Source organism: Streptomyces platensis (assembly GCF_008704855.1).
In the GTDB taxonomy this organism is placed as follows: domain Bacteria; phylum Actinomycetota; class Actinomycetes; order Streptomycetales; family Streptomycetaceae; genus Streptomyces; species Streptomyces platensis.
Genome location: NZ_CP023691.1, coordinates 3,065,566 through 3,081,774 on the forward strand (window position 1 = coordinate 3,065,566; position 16,209 = coordinate 3,081,774).

The 16,209-nt window shown below is 71.1% G+C and carries 12 protein-coding genes; 7 read left to right on the plus strand and 5 right to left on the minus strand.

The features are described from left to right. Positions 1-49 precede the first annotated feature (49 nt). Positions 50-1,279 carry a GNAT family N-acetyltransferase gene (locus CP981_RS13480; RefSeq protein ID WP_085925615.1) on the plus strand — a complete coding sequence of 410 codons (1,230 nt, stop codon included), beginning with the start codon at positions 50-52 and terminating at the stop codon, positions 1,277-1,279. Between the two features lie 41 nt (positions 1,280-1,320). On the opposite strand, the gene CP981_RS13485 is transcribed toward CP981_RS13480, so the two are convergent. Then, positions 1,321-2,142, minus strand: a complete 822-nt coding sequence (locus tag CP981_RS13485; protein ID WP_085925614.1) for an Fpg/Nei family DNA glycosylase — start codon at positions 2,140-2,142, stop codon at positions 1,321-1,323. Positions 2,143-2,212: 70 nt separating this feature from the next. Next, positions 2,213-2,698: a ribose-5-phosphate isomerase gene (locus CP981_RS13490; RefSeq protein ID WP_085925613.1), complete on the minus strand. Its 486-nt coding sequence runs from the start codon at positions 2,696-2,698 to the stop codon at positions 2,213-2,215. 211 nt (positions 2,699-2,909) lie between these two features. Between CP981_RS13490 and CP981_RS13495 the strand changes: the two genes are divergently transcribed. Then, positions 2,910-4,364 carry an amino acid permease gene (locus CP981_RS13495; RefSeq protein WP_085925612.1) on the plus strand — a complete coding sequence of 485 codons (1,455 nt, stop codon included), beginning with the start codon at positions 2,910-2,912 and terminating at the stop codon, positions 4,362-4,364. Positions 4,365-4,510: 146 nt separating this feature from the next. Here CP981_RS13495 and CP981_RS13500 read toward each other — a convergent pair whose 3' ends face one another. Beyond that, entirely contained in the window at positions 4,511-5,095 is a 585-nt protein-coding gene (locus CP981_RS13500; protein ID WP_085925611.1) for a biotin transporter BioY, read from the minus strand. A 330-nt stretch (positions 5,096-5,425) separates the two neighbouring features. Between CP981_RS13500 and CP981_RS13505 the strand changes: the two genes are divergently transcribed. From CP981_RS13505 to CP981_RS13515, 3 genes are all read left to right on the plus strand, one after another. Then, positions 5,426-6,838: an amino acid permease gene (locus CP981_RS13505; protein WP_085925610.1), complete on the plus strand. Its 1,413-nt coding sequence runs from the start codon at positions 5,426-5,428 to the stop codon at positions 6,836-6,838. A 295-nt stretch (positions 6,839-7,133) separates the two neighbouring features. Then, on the plus strand, positions 7,134-8,576 hold the full coding sequence (locus tag CP981_RS13510; RefSeq protein ID WP_085925609.1) for an amino acid permease: 1,443 nt from the start codon (positions 7,134-7,136) through the stop codon (positions 8,574-8,576). Positions 8,577-8,750: 174 nt separating this feature from the next. Then, positions 8,751-9,392 carry a superoxide dismutase gene (locus tag CP981_RS13515; protein ID WP_085925608.1) on the plus strand — a complete coding sequence of 214 codons (642 nt, stop codon included), beginning with the start codon at positions 8,751-8,753 and terminating at the stop codon, positions 9,390-9,392. A gap of 125 nt (positions 9,393-9,517) precedes the next feature. Here the strand turns inward: CP981_RS13515 and CP981_RS13520 are convergent, their stop codons facing one another. After that, entirely contained in the window at positions 9,518-10,162 is a 645-nt protein-coding gene (locus tag CP981_RS13520) for a mycothiol-dependent nitroreductase Rv2466c family protein (RefSeq protein WP_085925607.1), read from the minus strand. 124 nt (positions 10,163-10,286) lie between these two features. On the opposite strand from CP981_RS13520, the gene pepN reads away from it, so the two are divergent. After that, entirely contained in the window at positions 10,287-12,875 is a 2,589-nt protein-coding gene (gene pepN, locus CP981_RS13525; protein WP_085925606.1) for an aminopeptidase N, read from the plus strand. A 124-nt stretch (positions 12,876-12,999) separates the two neighbouring features. Next, positions 13,000-14,022, plus strand: a complete 1,023-nt coding sequence (locus tag CP981_RS13530; RefSeq protein ID WP_085925605.1) for a hypothetical protein — start codon at positions 13,000-13,002, stop codon at positions 14,020-14,022. A gap of 4 nt (positions 14,023-14,026) precedes the next feature. Here CP981_RS13530 and CP981_RS13535 read toward each other — a convergent pair whose 3' ends face one another. Continuing rightward, on the minus strand, positions 14,027-15,763 hold the full coding sequence (locus tag CP981_RS13535; protein WP_085925604.1) for a TIGR03767 family metallophosphoesterase: 1,737 nt from the start codon (positions 15,761-15,763) through the stop codon (positions 14,027-14,029). Positions 15,764-16,209 lie beyond the last annotated feature (446 nt).

The following is a 16,209-nucleotide window of genomic DNA, read 5'->3' on the forward strand; positions in this document are numbered from 1 at the left end:
CGTTCGAAATGCGGTCGCGCCGCTATGGAGTGTGCGCTAGGGATGTTCTATGGCCACGGAATTACGGATGTTGCGGGACGCCGAATGGGACGCCTGGTCGGACACGCTGAACCGGGCGTTCGGCGAACCGCCCCCGAGCCCTGAGCAGCGGGCTCTCCAGCGGGAGCTCACCGAGACCGGCCGCTCATTCGGCGTCTGGGACGGCGCGGACTGGGTGGCCACGGCGGGGGCGTTCTCCTTCGGGCTCACCGTGCCGGGCGGCGCCGAGGTGCCGGTGGCCGGGGTCACGATGGTCAGTGTGCGGCCGACGCACCGACGCCGCGGGCTGCTGCGGGCCATGATGCGGCACCAGTTGGCGGACGTCCGGGAGCGCGGGGAGCCGCTGGCGGTGCTGACCGCGTCGGAGCCGGCGATCTACGGCCGGTTCGGCTACGGTGCGGCGGCCCTGGACATGCAGCTGACCGTGGACACCGTGCGGCTGCCCGCCCCCGAACTGCCCGGCACGGACGAGGTGCGGCTGCGGCTGGTGGAGCCGGCGGCCGCGCTGGCGGAGTGCGAGCGGGTCTATGCCCGGCTGGTGCCCGCCCGGCCGGGGATGCTGGCGCGGCGGCCCGGCTGGGACCGGCGCGCGGTGCTGGACCTTCCGGGCGAGCGGGCGGGGGCCGGGGAGCTCCAGTGTGTGCTGGCCGAGGTGGACGGCGAGGTGCGGGGCTATGCGCGCTTTGCCGTCAAGGTGGTATGGGAGGACGCCGGGCCGGCGGGCGTGGTGCGGGTGCGGCACGTGGAGGCACTGGACCCGGTGGTGTACGCGGCGCTGTGGCGCTTTCTCTTCGGGATCGATCTGACGTCGTCGGTGTCGGTGCGCACCCGGCCGGTGGACGACGCGCTGCCGCATCTGGTCGGGGACATGCGGCGGTGCGGTCTCGTGCTGCGGGAGTCGCTGTTCGTCCGGCCGGTGGAGGTGGGTGCGGCGCTGGCGGCGCGGACGTACCGGACGCCGGTGGATGTGGTGCTGGAGGTCGCGGACCCGTTCTGCCCGTGGAACGAGGGGCGCTGGCGGCTGGCCGGCGACGGGACGGGGGCGGTCTGTGCGCGGACCACGGACCCGGCCGAGCTGGCGCTGTCCGTACGGGAGCTGGGGTCGGCGTATCTGGGCGGGTTCTCCCTGGTGTCGCTGGCGGCGGCGGGCGCCGTCCGGGAGCTGCGGCCGGGTGCGCTGGCGGCGGCCTCGGTGGCGTTCGGGTCGGACGTGGCGCCCTGGCTGCCGCACGGGTTCTGAGGCTTCCCGTCCGGTGCGGCGGCCAGGGCGGCAACGGACCGTCAGCCGCCGCCCGTGCCCGGCTGGCAGCCCGGGCACCAGAAGAGGTTGCGGGCGGCGAGGCCGGCGGTGCGGATCTCGCTGCCGCAGATGTGGCAGCCCTGGTGGGCACGGCGGTAGACGTAGACCTCGCCGCCGTGGTCGTCGACCCGGGGCGGGCGGCCCATGGCCTCCGGCAGATGCTCCGGGCGGACGGTGTCGATCCGGTTGTGCCGGACGCCCTCGGCCATCAGGAACACCAAGTCGGCCCAGAGGGCGTCCCATTCGGCGCGGGTGAGGTCACGGCCGGCGCGGTAGGGGTCGATCCGGTGCCGGAAGAGGACCTCGGCACGGTAGACGTTGCCGACGCCGGCGATCACCTTCTGGTCCAGCAGCAGCGCCGCGATGGTCGTCCGGCTGCGGGAGATCCGCTGCCAGGCACGGGTGCCGTCGTCCTCGGGGCGCAGCGGATCGGGGCCGAGCCGGTCGTGTAGCGCGTGCTTCTCGGCGTCGGTGATCAGTGCGCAGGTGGTGGGGCCGCGGAGGTCGGCGTACGCGGTGGGGTTCACCAGGCGCAGGCGCACGGTGTCGGTGGGCGGCGGGGCGGGGGCCGCGCCGAAGCCGAGCTTGCCGAACAGGCCGAGGTGGACATGGACCCAGCGGTCCCTGCCGAAGCCCAGGAAGAGGTGCTTGCCGTGCGCCTCGGCGCAGGTCATGACCTGGCCGTCGATGAGGGCCGCACCATCCGCGAACTTGCCCTGCGGACTGCTCACCCGGACCGGTTCGCCCTCGAAGCGGGAGCGGTGGTCCAGGGCGAGACGGTGGATCGTATGCCCCTCGGGCACGGAGGTCCTCCAGTGGGCGCGCCCGCCCGCCCCGGCGGCCGGGGCGGGCGGGCGACGGGATGAACGGGGGTCAGCCCTGCGGGTGGTGGGCCGGGACGGCGGGCAGCTCGCCGGTGGTCTCGTAGGCCGAGAGCATCTCGATGCGGCGGGTGTGCCGCTCCTCACCCGAGTACGGGGTGGCGAGGAAGATCTCGATGAACTTCGTCGCCTCTTCCTCGGTGTGCATCCGGCCGCCCACGGAGATGACGTTGGCGTTGTTGTGCTCGCGGCCGAGCTTGGCGGTCTCCTCGCTCCAGGCCAGCGCGGCCCGGACGCCCTTGACCTTGTTGGCGGCGATCTGCTCGCCGTTGCCGGAGCCGCCGATCACGATGCCGAGGCTGTCCGGGTCGGCGGCGGTCTTCTCCGCGGCGCGCAGGCAGAACGGCGGGTAGTCGTCCTGGGCGTCGTAGATGTGGGGTCCGCAGTCGACGGGCTCGTGGCCGTGGGCCTTGAGCCACTCGACGAGGTGGTTCTTGAGGTCGAAACCGGCATGGTCGGAACCGAGGTACACGCGCATGCGATGAGTGTGACACGCCCGCCGCCGGGTAGGCGCGGCTGGGTCTGCCCAGGGGCCCTGTACAGAAAGCCACCCCGCGCCTTCTGTACGCAAGCGCATCACGCAGCCATCCAGGGTTTCATACAACAATCAGGCCGCAGACCTTCCAATCCACGGTTAACGAAGATCTAATGCGGGGGGATCCATCCGAGAACCACGAAGGACGGTGCACATGGGCGCGCACCCGCCTACCACCAAAGTGGTCCCCACTGCCGATGACCCCGGCAGCGGCGCGACCGGGGGGCAGTCACAAGACGGGCTGCAAGCAGGACTCAAGAACCGCCATCTGTCGATGATCGCCATCGGCGGGGTCATCGGCGCCGGACTGTTCGTCGGCTCCGGCGCCGGGATCGCGGCCGCGGGTCCGGGCATTTTGCTCTCGTACGCGCTGACCGGCCTGCTGGTCGTGCTCGTGATGCGGATGCTGGGTGAGATGGCCGCGGCCTCTCCCACCTCAGGGTCGTTCTCCGCCTACGCGGACCGGGCGCTGGGCCGCTGGGCCGGTTTCACGATCGGCTGGCTGTACTGGTTCTTCTGGTCGGTCGTGCTGGCCGTCGAGGCGACCGCGGCCGCCGCGATCCTCACCGGCTGGGTGCCGGCCGTCCCGCAGTGGGCCTGGGCGCTGCTGGTGATGATCGTGCTGACCGGCACCAACCTGGTCTCGGTCGGCTCGTTCGGTGAGTTCGAGTTCTGGTTCGCCGGAATCAAGGTCGTCGCGATCGTCGTCTTCATCGTGGTCGGTGCGCTGGCGATATTCGGGCTGCCGCCGGGCGGTGCCCCGGTCGGCACGGAGAATCTGACCGGGCACGGCGGATTCCTGCCGCACGGTCCCGGCGCGATCCTCTCCGGCATGCTGCTGGTGGTCTTCTCCTTCATGGGCAGCGAGATCGTCACGCTGGCGGCGAGCGAGTCGCCGAACCCGGTGCAGGCCGTCCGCAAGGCCGTGAACAGCGTCATCTGGCGGATCGCGCTCTTCTACCTCGGCTCGATCGCGGTGATCGTGACGCTGCTGCCGTGGGACTCCAAGGCGGTGGCGAAGAGCCCGTACGTGGCCGTGCTGACGTCGCTGGACATCCCGTACGCGGGCACCGTGATGGACGTCGTGGTGCTGACCGCGGTGCTGTCCTGTCTGAACTCCGGGCTCTACACCGCCTCCCGGATGGCGTTCTCGCTCGGCCAGCGCGGGGATGCGCCGAAGTCGTTCGCCACCGTCAACAAGGGCGGCGTCCCGGCGGTCGCGATCTGGGCGTCGGTCGCCTTCGGCTTCATCGCGACGATCTTCAGCTACACCTCGAAGGACACCATCTTCGAGTTCCTGCTGAATTCGTCGGGCGCGGTGGCGCTGTTCGTCTGGCTGGTCATCTGCTTCTCGCAGCTGCGGATGCGCCGGACCATCGAGCGGGAGACGCCGGAGCGGCTGACGGTGCGGATGTGGCTGTACCCGTGGCTGACGTACGCGACGATCGGGCTGATCCTCTTCGTCATCGGCTACATGTTCTACGACCCGGACGGGCGCAAGCAGATGGTGCTGTCGGTGGTCGCGGCCGTGGTCGTGCTGGCGGTCGGACTGCTCCTGGACCGGCGCCGGCCGCGGGAGCGGGACGCGGTCGGGGCCGGGGGCGCGTAACGCCGTACAGCGGCAGAGAAAAGGGCGGGGCCCACACCGGATCGGTGCGGGCCCCGCCTCTTTGTATCGGCACCCCAGCCATCAATTGAGGAACCCCAACGGCGGTCAACCACCTACGCGAAAGCGGCGGCGGTTTAGCCGCAAAATCAGCCCGCCAGCTTCCAGGCGGTGGGCAGCGCGCCCATCGCCAGCGCGGCCTTGAGGGCGTCGCCGATGAGGAACGGGACCATGCCGACGGCGGCGGCCTGGCCGAGGGACATCCCGGTGCTCAGCGCCAGGTAGGGGACGCCGATCGCGTAGATCAGGGCCGTACCGGCGGCCATGGTGGCGGCGGTGCGCAGCACCCCGCGGTCGCCGCCGCGGCGGGCCAGCGCGCCCACGGCGGTGGCGGCCAGCAGCATGCCCACGATGTAGCCGAAGGTGGCACCGCCGGCGCCCGAGGCACCGCCCGCGAACCACGGCATACCGGCGACCCCCGCCAGGGCGTACAGCGCCAGCGACAGCAGACCGCGGCCCGCCCCGAGGGAGGCGCCGACCAGCAGGGCGGCGAAGGTCTGGCCGGTGACCGGGACCGGGGAGCCGGGGACCGGGACGGCGATCTGGGCCGCGATGCCGGTGAGCGCGGCTCCGCCGAGCACCAGCGCGGCGTCGCGGACGCGGGCGCGGGACGCGGTGGCGGCCGGCAGCAGATCGGCCAGGACGCCGGGACGAGTGAGAGCGGCAGTGCTCATCGGGACTCCGCGAGTGTGAGGACGGATAAGGGACGGGACGCGATGACGTTAGTCCAGCGGGGGCCCGGCGATCATCGTGTGGCGGCGACAAAGCCGTACCGGCCCGCTTGGAGAGTTCCGAACAACTTCCACCCTGCCCGGGTCCGTTGGGGCGCGTGGCGTCTTTGCAGGTCACGTGATGCTCATCACGGCCCTGGCCGCGTTGTGAGGCCGGTTTTGTGGTAGCGCGCGGGGTGCGGCGACACTGTGTCCGCCCCGCGGTGACCTGTGGAGTTCCCCCAAACGCGCCGGCGGCCCCCGCCGCCTCGGCCCTTGCGAGAGTACGAGTCCATGCACGACGCAACGACCCAAGCCGGTGAGCCCGCCCTCGGTGCGGGCACCGGCGCGAAAGAGCCGCTGTCCGCGGGGCTCAAGCAGCGCCATCTGACGATGCTGGGCCTGGGCGGGGTGATCGGCGCTGGCCTGTTCGTGGGCTCCGGCGCCGGGATCGCGGTGGCCGGCCCGGGGATCGTGCTGTCGTATCTGATCGCGGGCGCGCTGGCGACGCTGGTCATGCGGATGCTCGGCGAGATGTCGGCGGCGATACCGGCTTCCGGTGCGTTCTCGGTGCATGCGGAGCGGGCGCTGGGGCGCTGGGCCGGGTTCAGTGTGGGCTGGCTGTACTGGTTCCTGCTGGTCGTGGTGCTCGCCGTGGAGGCCACCGGGGCGGCGCAGATCGCCCACGGCTGGGTGCCGGCGGTGCCGCAGTGGGGCTGGGTGCTGCTCTTCATGATCGTCTTCACCGTGGCCAACCTGTCCGCGGTGAAGAACTTCGGTGAGTTCGAGTTCTGGTTCGCGGCGCTGAAGGTCACCGCGATCGTGCTGTTCCTGACGCTGAGCCTGCTGGCGGTCTTCGGCGTGCTGCCGGACACCGAGCCGGTCGGCCTGGCGAACCTCACCGGGCACGGCGGTCTGCTGCCGCACGGCTGGAGCGGGGTGATCTCCGGTGTCCTCGCGGTGGTGTTCGCGTTCGGCGGCCTGGAGGTCGTCACCATCGCCGCGGCCGAGTCGGACGATCCGGTGCGCGCCGTGGGCCGGGCGGTGCGCAGCGCGGTCTGGCGGATCCTGTTCTTCTACGTCGGCTCGATGCTGGTCATCGTGACGCTGCTGCCCTGGTCGTCGATGCAGCCGGGCAAGAGCCCGTACGTCGCGGTGCTGGACAGCATCGGGGTGCCGGGCGCCGGCCAGATCATGAACATCGTGGTGTTCGTGGCGCTGCTCTCCGCGCTGAACGCCAATCTCTACGGCTCGTCACGGATGGTCTTCTCGCTCGCCGAGCGCGGGGAGGCGCCGCGCGCGCTGCTGAAGGTGTCCAACGGCGGGGTGCCGCGCCGGGCCGTGCTGGCGTCGGTGGCCTTCGGGTTCGTCTCCGTGCTGCTGAATCTGAAATGGCCGGATTCGGTCTTCCTGTACATGCTCAACGCGGTCGGTGCGGTGCTGCTGTTCGTGTGGGGGCTGATCGCGGTCTCCCAGCTGCGGCTGCGTCCGCGTATCGAACGCGAGGAGCCCGGGAAGCTGACCCTGCGGATGTGGGCGTTCCCGTATCTGACCTGGGCGGCGCTGCTCGCCATGGGCGGTGTGCTGGTGCTGATGCTGACCGATGACACGGCCCGGCCGCAGCTGCTGTGGTCGGCCGGGGCGACCGGCGCGGTGCTGCTCGTCGCGGGCGTCCGGGAACTCCGCGCGCGCCGCGCCCGGCGCTGACTCCCCCGGCGCCGGCGGTCACGCCGTGTCGTATCCGACGATGAATCAGACACACACCGTCACGATCACGTCTGAATACCGAACATTCGCTGCACAACTGTTGCCCTGAGCGGACACCGGCGCTCAAACTGAGCCCGCTTTGCCGAGGACCCCGGAGTTGTGCCGTCGGCAGGCCCTTCGCGACCTGCTGCCCGGCGGGGGTCCAGGGGGCCCGGCAGCACCGTCGCACCGGTCGCGGCCCCGGGAGAACGCAGTATCGCCTTGCTCCGCTCTCACCTACTGGGACAGGTACGACATGAATCGGACACCCTCGTCCGCCGCCGCCGCGCGCGAGCAGACCGACGCGGTTCAGGGCGCGGGCCCCGACAGCGGCTCCACGCTGTCCAACGGACTCAAGCAGCGCCACCTCTCGATGATCGCCCTGGGCGGGGTGATCGGCGCGGGCCTGTTCGTCGGCTCGCGCGAGGGCATCGCGGCCGCCGGTCCGTCGATCGTGCTGGCCTACGCCGTCTCCGGCGCCCTGGTCATGCTGATCATGCGGATGCTCGGCGAGATGGCCGCGGCCAATCCGGCCTCCGGCTCCTTCTCCGTGCACGCCGAGCGCTCCATAGGCTCCTGGGCCGGGTTCACGGTCGGCTGGATGTTCACCGCGCTGCTGTGTGTGGCGGTGGCCGCCGAGGCGATGGGTGCCGCGGATGTCATGCTCCAGTGGTTCCCGGGCTCCGAGCCCTGGATGTGGGTCCTGCTGTTCATGGTGATCTTCACCGGGACCAACCTGGCCGCGGTCAGCAACTTCGGTGAGTTCGAGTTCTGGTTCGCCGCCCTGAAGGTCGCGGCGATCGGCATCTTCCTGGTCCTGGGCCTGCTGGCCATCTTCGGTCTGCTGCCCGGCACCTCCGCGCCCGGCACCACGCACCTCACCGGTGACGGCGGCTTCCTGCCCAAGGGCGTCGACGGCCTGATGGTCGGTCTGCTGGCCTCGGTGTTCGCCTACGGCGGTCTGGAGACGGTGACCATCGCGGCCGCCGAGTCCAAGGACCCGGTCCGCGGTGTGGCGAGCGCGGTGCGCACCGCGATGTGGCGGATCGCCCTCTTCTACGTCGGCTCGATGGCCGTCATCGTCACGGTCATCCCCTGGAGTGCCCCCTCGATCGCCAAGAGCGGCCCGTACGTGGCGGTGCTGGACTACCTCAAGATCCCGGCGGCCGGCCAGGTCATGAACGTCGTCATCCTGGTCGCCCTGCTCTCCGCGGTGAACGCCAACCTCTACGGCGCCTCCCGGATGGCGTACTCGCTGATCTCCCGCGGCCAGGGCCCGGCCTTCCTCGGCAAGGTCAGCGGGGGCGTCCCGCGCCGCGCCGTCCTGCTGTGCGCCGCCTTCGGGTTCTTCGCGGTGGTGCTGAGCTTCCTGTGGCCGGACACCCTCTTCCAGTGGCTGCTGAACATGGTCGGCGCGGCCGTCCTGGTGGTGTGGGGCTTCATCGCCGCCGCCCAGCTGCGGATGCGCCGGATGCTGGAGCGCGAGGCGCCCGAGAAGCTCGTGGTGAAGATGTGGGCCTTCCCGGTCCTGACCTGGGTGGCGCTGGCGGGCATCGTCGCCGTGCTGCTGCTGATGCTGCGCGATGAGAACCAGCGCATCCAGCTGCTGTTCACCGGCGGCTTCGGCGTGGTGCTGACGGTGATCGGGCTGATCCGGCAGCGGGCGCTGGGCCGGGGCGCGGGCCTCGCCAAGGAGTAGCACTCCCCCACTCCCCACAAGGCGGGGCGGGACCTCAATCCGAGGTCCCGCCCCGCCTCCGTCTTTGGGACCAGGCCGGTCACCGCAACCGGCCGGTGATCACTCCTGCTGATAGCGTGCTCTTGCACATTGTTTGCAACTACTGCTCCTAAGCAGCTTGGAGGCGGGATCGGCATGGCGACCTACACACTTCCGGAACTCCCCTACGACTACGCGGCACTGGCACCGGTCATCAGCCCCGAGATCATCGAGCTGCACCACGACAAGCACCACGCTGCCTATGTGAAGGGTGCGAACGACACCCTGGAGCAGCTCGCCGAGGCGCGCGACAAGGACCAGTGGGGCAGCATCAACGGCCTGGAGAAGAACCTCGCGTTCCACCTCTCCGGCCACATCCTGCACAGCATCTACTGGCACAACATGACCGGTGACGGTGGCGGCGAGCCGCTGGACAAGGACGGTGTGGGCGAGCTGGCCGATGCGATCGCCGAGTCCTTCGGGTCGTTCGCGAAGTTCAAGGCCCAGCTGACGAAGGCCTCCGCCACCACCCAGGGTTCCGGCTGGGGCGTCCTCGCCTATGAGCCGGTCAGTGGCCGGCTGATCGTCGAGCAGATCTACGACCACCAGGGCAACGTCGGCCAGGGCTCGGTCCCGATCCTGGTCTTCGACGCCTGGGAGCACGCCTTCTACCTCCAGTACAAGAACCAGAAGGTGGACTTCATCGAGGCCATGTGGCAGGTCGTGAACTGGCAGGACGTCGCCAAGCGGTATCGCTCCGCTCAGGAGCGCGCGAACAACCTGCTGCTGGCTCCGTAACACCGTTACAGACGTCCCGCCTCGTGATCGTCTTCTCACCTTTCGCTTGGCGGGCGGATTGACGGAGCGCCCCCGCACGTCCGATACGTGCGGGGGCGCTCCCATGTGTCTCAGCCGCAGGTGTCTCAGTCGAAAATCGGTCCCTGCGTCCGGGTCCGCTTGATCTCGTAGAAGCCGGGGATGGACGCGACCATCAGCGTCCCGTCCCACAGCTTGGCGGCCTCCTCGCCCTTGGGTGCCGGGGTGACGACCGGGCCGAAGAACGCGATCTGCTCGCCGTCATGACCGGGGACGGCGATGACGGGCGTGCCGACCTCCTGGCCGACCAGGTCGATGCCTTCCTTGTGGGAGGCGCGCAGCTGCGCGTCATATGTGTCCTTGTCGGCGTACTCGATCAGGTCGGCGGGCAGGCCGGCGTCCTCCAGGGCGGCGGCGATGCTCTCGGGGTTCACGCCGAGGCCCTCATTGTGGAAGCGGGTGCCGAGCGCGGTGTAGAGCTTGCCGACCGCCTCGTCACCGTGCAGCTGCTGCGCGGCGATCACCACGCGGACCGGGCCCCAGGCCTTGCCGCCGGGGCGCATGTTCTCCCGGTACTCCTCCGGAAGCTGGTCAAGCTTGTCCTCATTCAGCACCGCCAGGCTCATCACATGCCAGCGCACCTCGACCGGGCGCACCTTCTCCACCTCCAGCATCCAGCGGGAGGTCATCCACGCCCACGGGCACAGCGGGTCGAACCAGAAGTCTGCGGGGGTCTTCGCGGTCTCGGACACGGGGTCTCCTCTTCACGGCTGTGCACGTCGGTCGGCGGTGTTATTCCTGGACGGTTCAACCAAGGGAGGGCGTGCCATGATTCCCCGTGTTCGATATTCGAGACGAGGACGAAGGAGTCACGTCGTGCCAGGTGAGAATCTGTCCCGGGACGAAGCACGTGAGCGGGGCCGGCTGCTCAGCGTCGACGCCTACGACGTGGCGCTGGATGTCCGCTCAGCGGTCGCCGGTGACGCGTCGGCCGCGACCTTCCGCTCCCGTACGACGCTCCGCTTCCGCTGCGCCGAGCCCGGCGCCTCGACCTTCGCGGACCTGCTGGCACCCTCGGTCACCTCGGTCACCCTCAACGGCCGGGAGCTGGACCCCCGGACGGTGTTCGACGGCACCCGGATCACGCTGGACGGGCTGGCCGCCGAGAACACCCTCGTCGTCGACGCCCAGTGCGCCTACAGCCGGACCGGTGAGGGCCTGCACCGCTTCGTGGACCCCGAGGACGGAGAGGTCTACCTCTACACGCAGTACGAACCGGCCGACTCCCGCCGGGTCTTCGCCAACTTCGAACAGCCCGATCTGAAGGCCCCGTTCACCTTCGAGGTGACCGCGCCCGAGGGCTGGGTGGTGGTCAGCAACGGCGTGCAGGAGGGCGAGGCCGAGGGCGGCCGGCACCGTTTCGCGACGACCGAGCCGATCTCGACGTACATCACCGCCGTGGTCGCCGGCCCGTACCACTTCGTCTCCGACACCTACCGCCGCACCTTCGAGGACGGCAGCGAGCTGGAGATCCCGCTGGGCGCGCTGTGCCGCAAGGGGCTGGCGAAGCACTTCGACGCGGACGACGTCTTCACCGTCACCAAGCAGGGCCTGGACTTCTTCCACGATCACTTCGACTTCCCGTACCCGTTCGGGAAGTACGACAGCGCCTTCGTCCCGGAGTACAACCTCGGGGCGATGGAGAACCCGGGCTGTGTCACCTTCCGCGAGGAGTTCATCTTCCGCGGCAAGGTGACCGAGGCGTCCTACGAGCGCCGGGCCAACGTCATCCTGCACGAGATGGCGCACATGTGGTTCGGCGACCTGGTCACCATGGAGTGGTGGGACGACCTGTGGCTCAAGGAGTCCTACGCGGACTTCATGGGCGCCTTCGCGCTGGCGGAGGCGACGCGCTTCCGGGACAGCTGGATCACCTTCGCCAACCGCCGCAAGTCCTGGGCCTACCGCGCCGACCAGCTGCCGTCCACCCACCCGGTCACCGCCGACATCCGTGACCTGGAGGACGCCAAGCTCAACTTCGACGGCATCACCTACGCCAAGGGCGCCGCGGTCCTCAAGCAGCTGGTGGCGTACGTGGGGCAGGACGCGTTCCTGGAGGGCGCCCGGCGCTACTTCAAGCGGCACGCCTACGGCAACACCCGGCTGACGGATCTGCTGACGGTCCTGGAGGAGACGTCCGGACGGGACCTGGCGAGCTGGTCGCGTGCCTGGCTGGAGACCGCCGGCGTCAACTCCCTCACCCCGCAGGTCACTTATGACGCCCAGGACCGGATCACCGAGCTGAGCATCCTCCAGGAGGCCGCCGAGGAGCGGCCGGAGCTGCGGCCGCACCGGGTCGCGGTGGGGCTCTACCGGCGCCAGGGCACCGACCCGGCGCTGGTGCGCTACGCCCGCGCGGAGGTGGATGTCTCCGGGCCGCGGACGGCCGTGCCGGAGCTGGCCGGGGCCGAGCGGCCCGAGCTGATCCTGGTCAACGACGACGATCTGACGTACTGCAAGGTCCGTTTCGACGAGGGGTCGCTGGCCACCCTGCGGGCCCGGCTCGGCGACCTGGCCGACCCGATGGCGCGGGCGCTGTGCTGGGCCGCGCTGTGGGGGCTGACCCGGGACGGGCTGATGCCGGCCCGCGACTACCTCGGCCTGGTGCGGCGGTTCGCCGGCCAGGAGACCGACATCGGCGTGCTCCAGTCGCTGCACGGGCAGGCCCAGACGGCGCTGGAGTACTACTCCGCGCCGGACCGCCGGGAGCCCGCCGCGCGCGAGCTGGCCGAGGGCGCACTGCACGAGCTGCGGCTGGCGGAGCCCGGCAGCGGCCATCAGCTCACCTGGGCCCGGCACTTCGCCGCCCTCGCCACCACCCCCGCCGATCTCCAGCTGCTCCAGGGCCTGCTGGACGGTACGGCGAAGATCGACGGCCTGGACGTGGACCAGGAGCTGCGCTGGACCCTGCTGGAGCCGCTGGCCGCCCACGGCGTCGCGGACGAGGCGGCGCTCGCCGCCGAACTGGCCCGGGACGACACCGCGTCCGGCAAGCGCCACCAGGTGCGCTGTCTGGCCGCCCGCCCCTCGGCCGGGGTCAAGGCGCAGGTGTGGGCGGACGTGGTGGACTCCGACGCGCTCTCCAACGCCCTGGTGGAGGCGTCGATCGCCGGGTTCGCGCAGCCGGGACAGCGGGAACTGCTGGCCCCGTACGCCCCGCGCTACTTCGCGGAGATCGAGCGGGTGTGGCGGGAGCGGTCCATCGAGATCGCGATGGATGTGGTGCGCGGGCTCTTCCCGGCCTCGCTGGTGGAGCCGTCCACACTGGAGGCGGCGGACCGCTGGCTGGCGGAGCACGCGCAGGCGGCGCCGGCGCTGCGCCGGCTGGTGCTGGAGGAGCGGGACGATCTGGCCCGGGCGCTGCGGGCACAGGCTTGTGACGAGGCGGCCGGGGGGCGGCCGTAACCCCCGTGCCGACCAGCCTCATTCGGCAGTCGAACGCCCGTACTTTAGTACAGGGTTGTCCGGTTTGTGGTACGGGCGTGTAACAGCGGTTAGGGGGCGGAGCGGGGACGGGAATCGACCCGTCATGAACCACGACACCCCGCTCTCCCCCCTCCCCCTCCAGCACCTGACCGCCTCCCGCTGCCGGGTGATGACCACCCGTCAGCTGCGCGAGCACGGCATCCCCGCGGCGGAGACCACCGAACGCTGCCGCCCCGGCGGCGGCTGGCAGCAGGTGCTCCCGGGCATCTATCTGCTGCACCCGGGACCGCCCACCAGCGAGGAGCGGCTGCACGCGGTCCTGCTGTACGCCAGTCACCGGGGGCCGGGCGTCCCCCGGCAAACCGGCCCGTCGGGGGACGCCCCGGAGGCGATGATCACGGGCCTGGCGGCGCTGGCCCTGCACGGCTTCACCGAGGCGCCCCCGCTGCTCGCCCTGAACCGCATCGAGGTGCTGGTCTCCCGCACCCGGCGGCTGCGCTCGACCGGCTTCGCGCGGATCCTGCGGGCGGTGGAACTGCCCGTCCCCCAGGACCGCACCGGGGTGCCGGTCGCGCCGGTGCCGCGGGCGCTGGCCGATGCGATCGGCACGCTCACCGACGCCGCGACGGTGCGCCGGCTGCTGACCGAGGCGGTACGCGGCGGCCACTGCGAGGCGAGCGCGGTGGTGCGGGAGCTGAGCCGGGCCCGGCTGCTGACCCGGCCGCATGTGGTCGACGCGGTGGACACCCTGCTGGCCGAGGGTCGGGCGCTGGCCGAGCAGCAGCTGTACGCCATGGTGCGTGCGCACGGGCTGCCCGACCCGCTGTGGAACGTCGATCTGCGGCTGCCGGGCGGGCCGCAGCTGGGCGGTGTGGACGCCTTCTGGCCGGAGCACTCGGTGGCCCTGGAGATCGACACCCGGGCGCCGCGCGCCGAGGAGGACCCGCTGCACTCCCCGTTCTTCCAGAAGCGCGAGCATCTGGAGCGGCTGGGCATCACCGTGGTCCGCTGTCTGCCCCGCACCCTGCGGCAGTCCCCGGAGCAGCAGGCCGCGGTGGTCCGTACGGCCCTGATGGCCGCCGGGGACCGGGAGCCGGGTGCGTATGTGGTGGTGCTGCCGCGCTAGCCCGTCAGCGCTTGAGCAGCAGCTCGACGTTGCGGTCCCCGGCCGTGCCCGCCAGGTCCGTACGGGCCTGGGGCGCGTTGAAGGACAGCTCGCGGTAGAGCGCGGCCAGGCCGGTCTGCGAGAGGTCGGAGAAGTCCGTGCGGTGCGGGGCGGCCGACTCGATCAGGGTGGTGAACAGCGACAGCGTGCCGTCGTGGTTGTCCACCAGCTCGATGACCCGCGCCAGTTGCGGGAAGTCGATGTGCGAGGCGGTGGAGATCTCCCAGAAGCCGTCGTGCGCGATGATCTCGTTCTTGTGGCTGTGGCCGTTGATCCAGCCGACGACGCCGGGGTGCGCGGCCAGCACCTCGACCAGCTCCGCTCCGGTGTGCCGCTTCTCCTGCGGCCGGGCCGGGTCGGGGCGGGTGTTGTTCATCGTCTTGCTGGTGTGGTGGCTGAAGACCAGCACATGGGCCTTCTCGCCCTTCTCGTTGTCCTTGAGGGTCCGCTCCAGCCAGCGCAGCTGGGCGTCGCCCACCGAGCCGGTGTAGTGGCCGCCGGGGTCGGTGGTGTCCAGGCTGATGCCGAGGACGTCGTCGGAGATCCGGAAGCTGTAGTAGAGGCGGTTCCCGTCGAGGTGTGCGGCGGTGTAGCCGTGGCCGTGCGGGCCGGGGCCGGTGTGCGCCGGGTCCAGGTGGGCGCGCAGGTATTCGGTCCGGGTGAAGGGCGCGCGCCGCTCATCGGGGGTGACCGTCCGGGCCTGCTTGGCGTGTGACGTCAGCAGCCGCTTGAAGTCCTCACCCTTGGGGTCGAGGCCTTCCTTGACCGCTTTCCACACCTTCGCCGCCTCGGCGGCGGGCAGCGTCTCCAGCTTGCGCTCGCCGGTGGCGATCTGCGTCCAGAAGGGGTCACCGGGCGCGTAGCAGCCGCCGGGCAGCGAGTCATGGTTGCCGACCGTGGAGTACCAGGGCAGCCGCAGGCCGGGGCTGTGGACGGTCCGGATCGCCGCCTCCAGGAACCCGTCCAGCCGCGGGAAGCCCAGCTTCTTGTCGGCGTCGCGGACCGCGCTGTCCGGCTGCCAGTACAGCTTGAGCCCGCTGTCCTGGACGCCCTCGTAGCGGCGCCGGTCGCCGGAGTTGGGGGTGATCTTTCCGCCGCTCATCGCGGTCAGGTACCACTCCAGCTCCAGCTTGGAGTTGTTGTCGGTGTTGTCGCCGGTGGTCATCACGAAGGACAGCGGGGCGCCGGTGGCGGGCCCGCCGGGCAGCGCGTTGACCCGCTCGATCAGCGAGACGACCCCGGCCACGGACAGCGCCTCCTGCGGCCGCCAGGCGCTGGCGGTCTCGGCGCGCAGGTACTCGTAGCGCAGCGGGCTCTGCACATCGACCAGGTGCAGGTCGGTGAACTGCACGAACGAGGCCAGCGCGGTCCGCCGGCCGTCCCGCCCGCCGTGTGCGGTGCCCAGCTCGCTGCGAACCACCCGGTTCCAGGCGGGGCCGTCGCCGAGCCGGCGGTAGCCTCCGCTGCCGCGCGGCGCGGACACGCTGGCGAGGGTGGTGCCCCGGGTATAGGGGACGCGGGGGACGGCGGGCGCCTCGACCGGTACGGGCGCGGCCGGGGCCGGGCCGGGGCTGACGGTGGCGGCCTGCGCCGCCCGTTCCGGGCCGAAGGCGAGCCCGAGTCCGGTGGCGGCACCGACGGCTCCGGTGGCGGCGAGGAACGTACGGCGGTCGAGAGTGGCGGCGGACCGTATACGGGACATACGCGGGCTCCCCGGGTGCGAACGCAAAGGCGGCCGGGCAGCACAACTGCCCTGTCACCTTGGATGGTTGGCACCGGGAGTGACCGGTACGTGAACGCCACCGCAACGCGGAGAACCCATCACCGGACAGGGATCTCCGCGTCACCGGACGGCCACTGGGCGCTGTGCCGGGCGGCGAGAGCCGGTCACCGGACGTTCATCCGGCGGACGGACGGGCCCGGGCGCGACCGGGACGTCCCGCCCGGCTCGCGGCGCCCCCCGCCCCCGCAGCTCCTTGCGATCCCGCTCCCGGTCCGCGATCCGCCCGGTGTGATCACTTCGTTCCGCCCTCACTGCCCCCTTCGGGCAGGCGCCGCCTCCGACGCCCGCGCCATCTTGAGAATACGGTCGTATCCAGAAAAGGAATACACCCGTATCCTGAAGGTGCACGCACACAACGTGCGCCC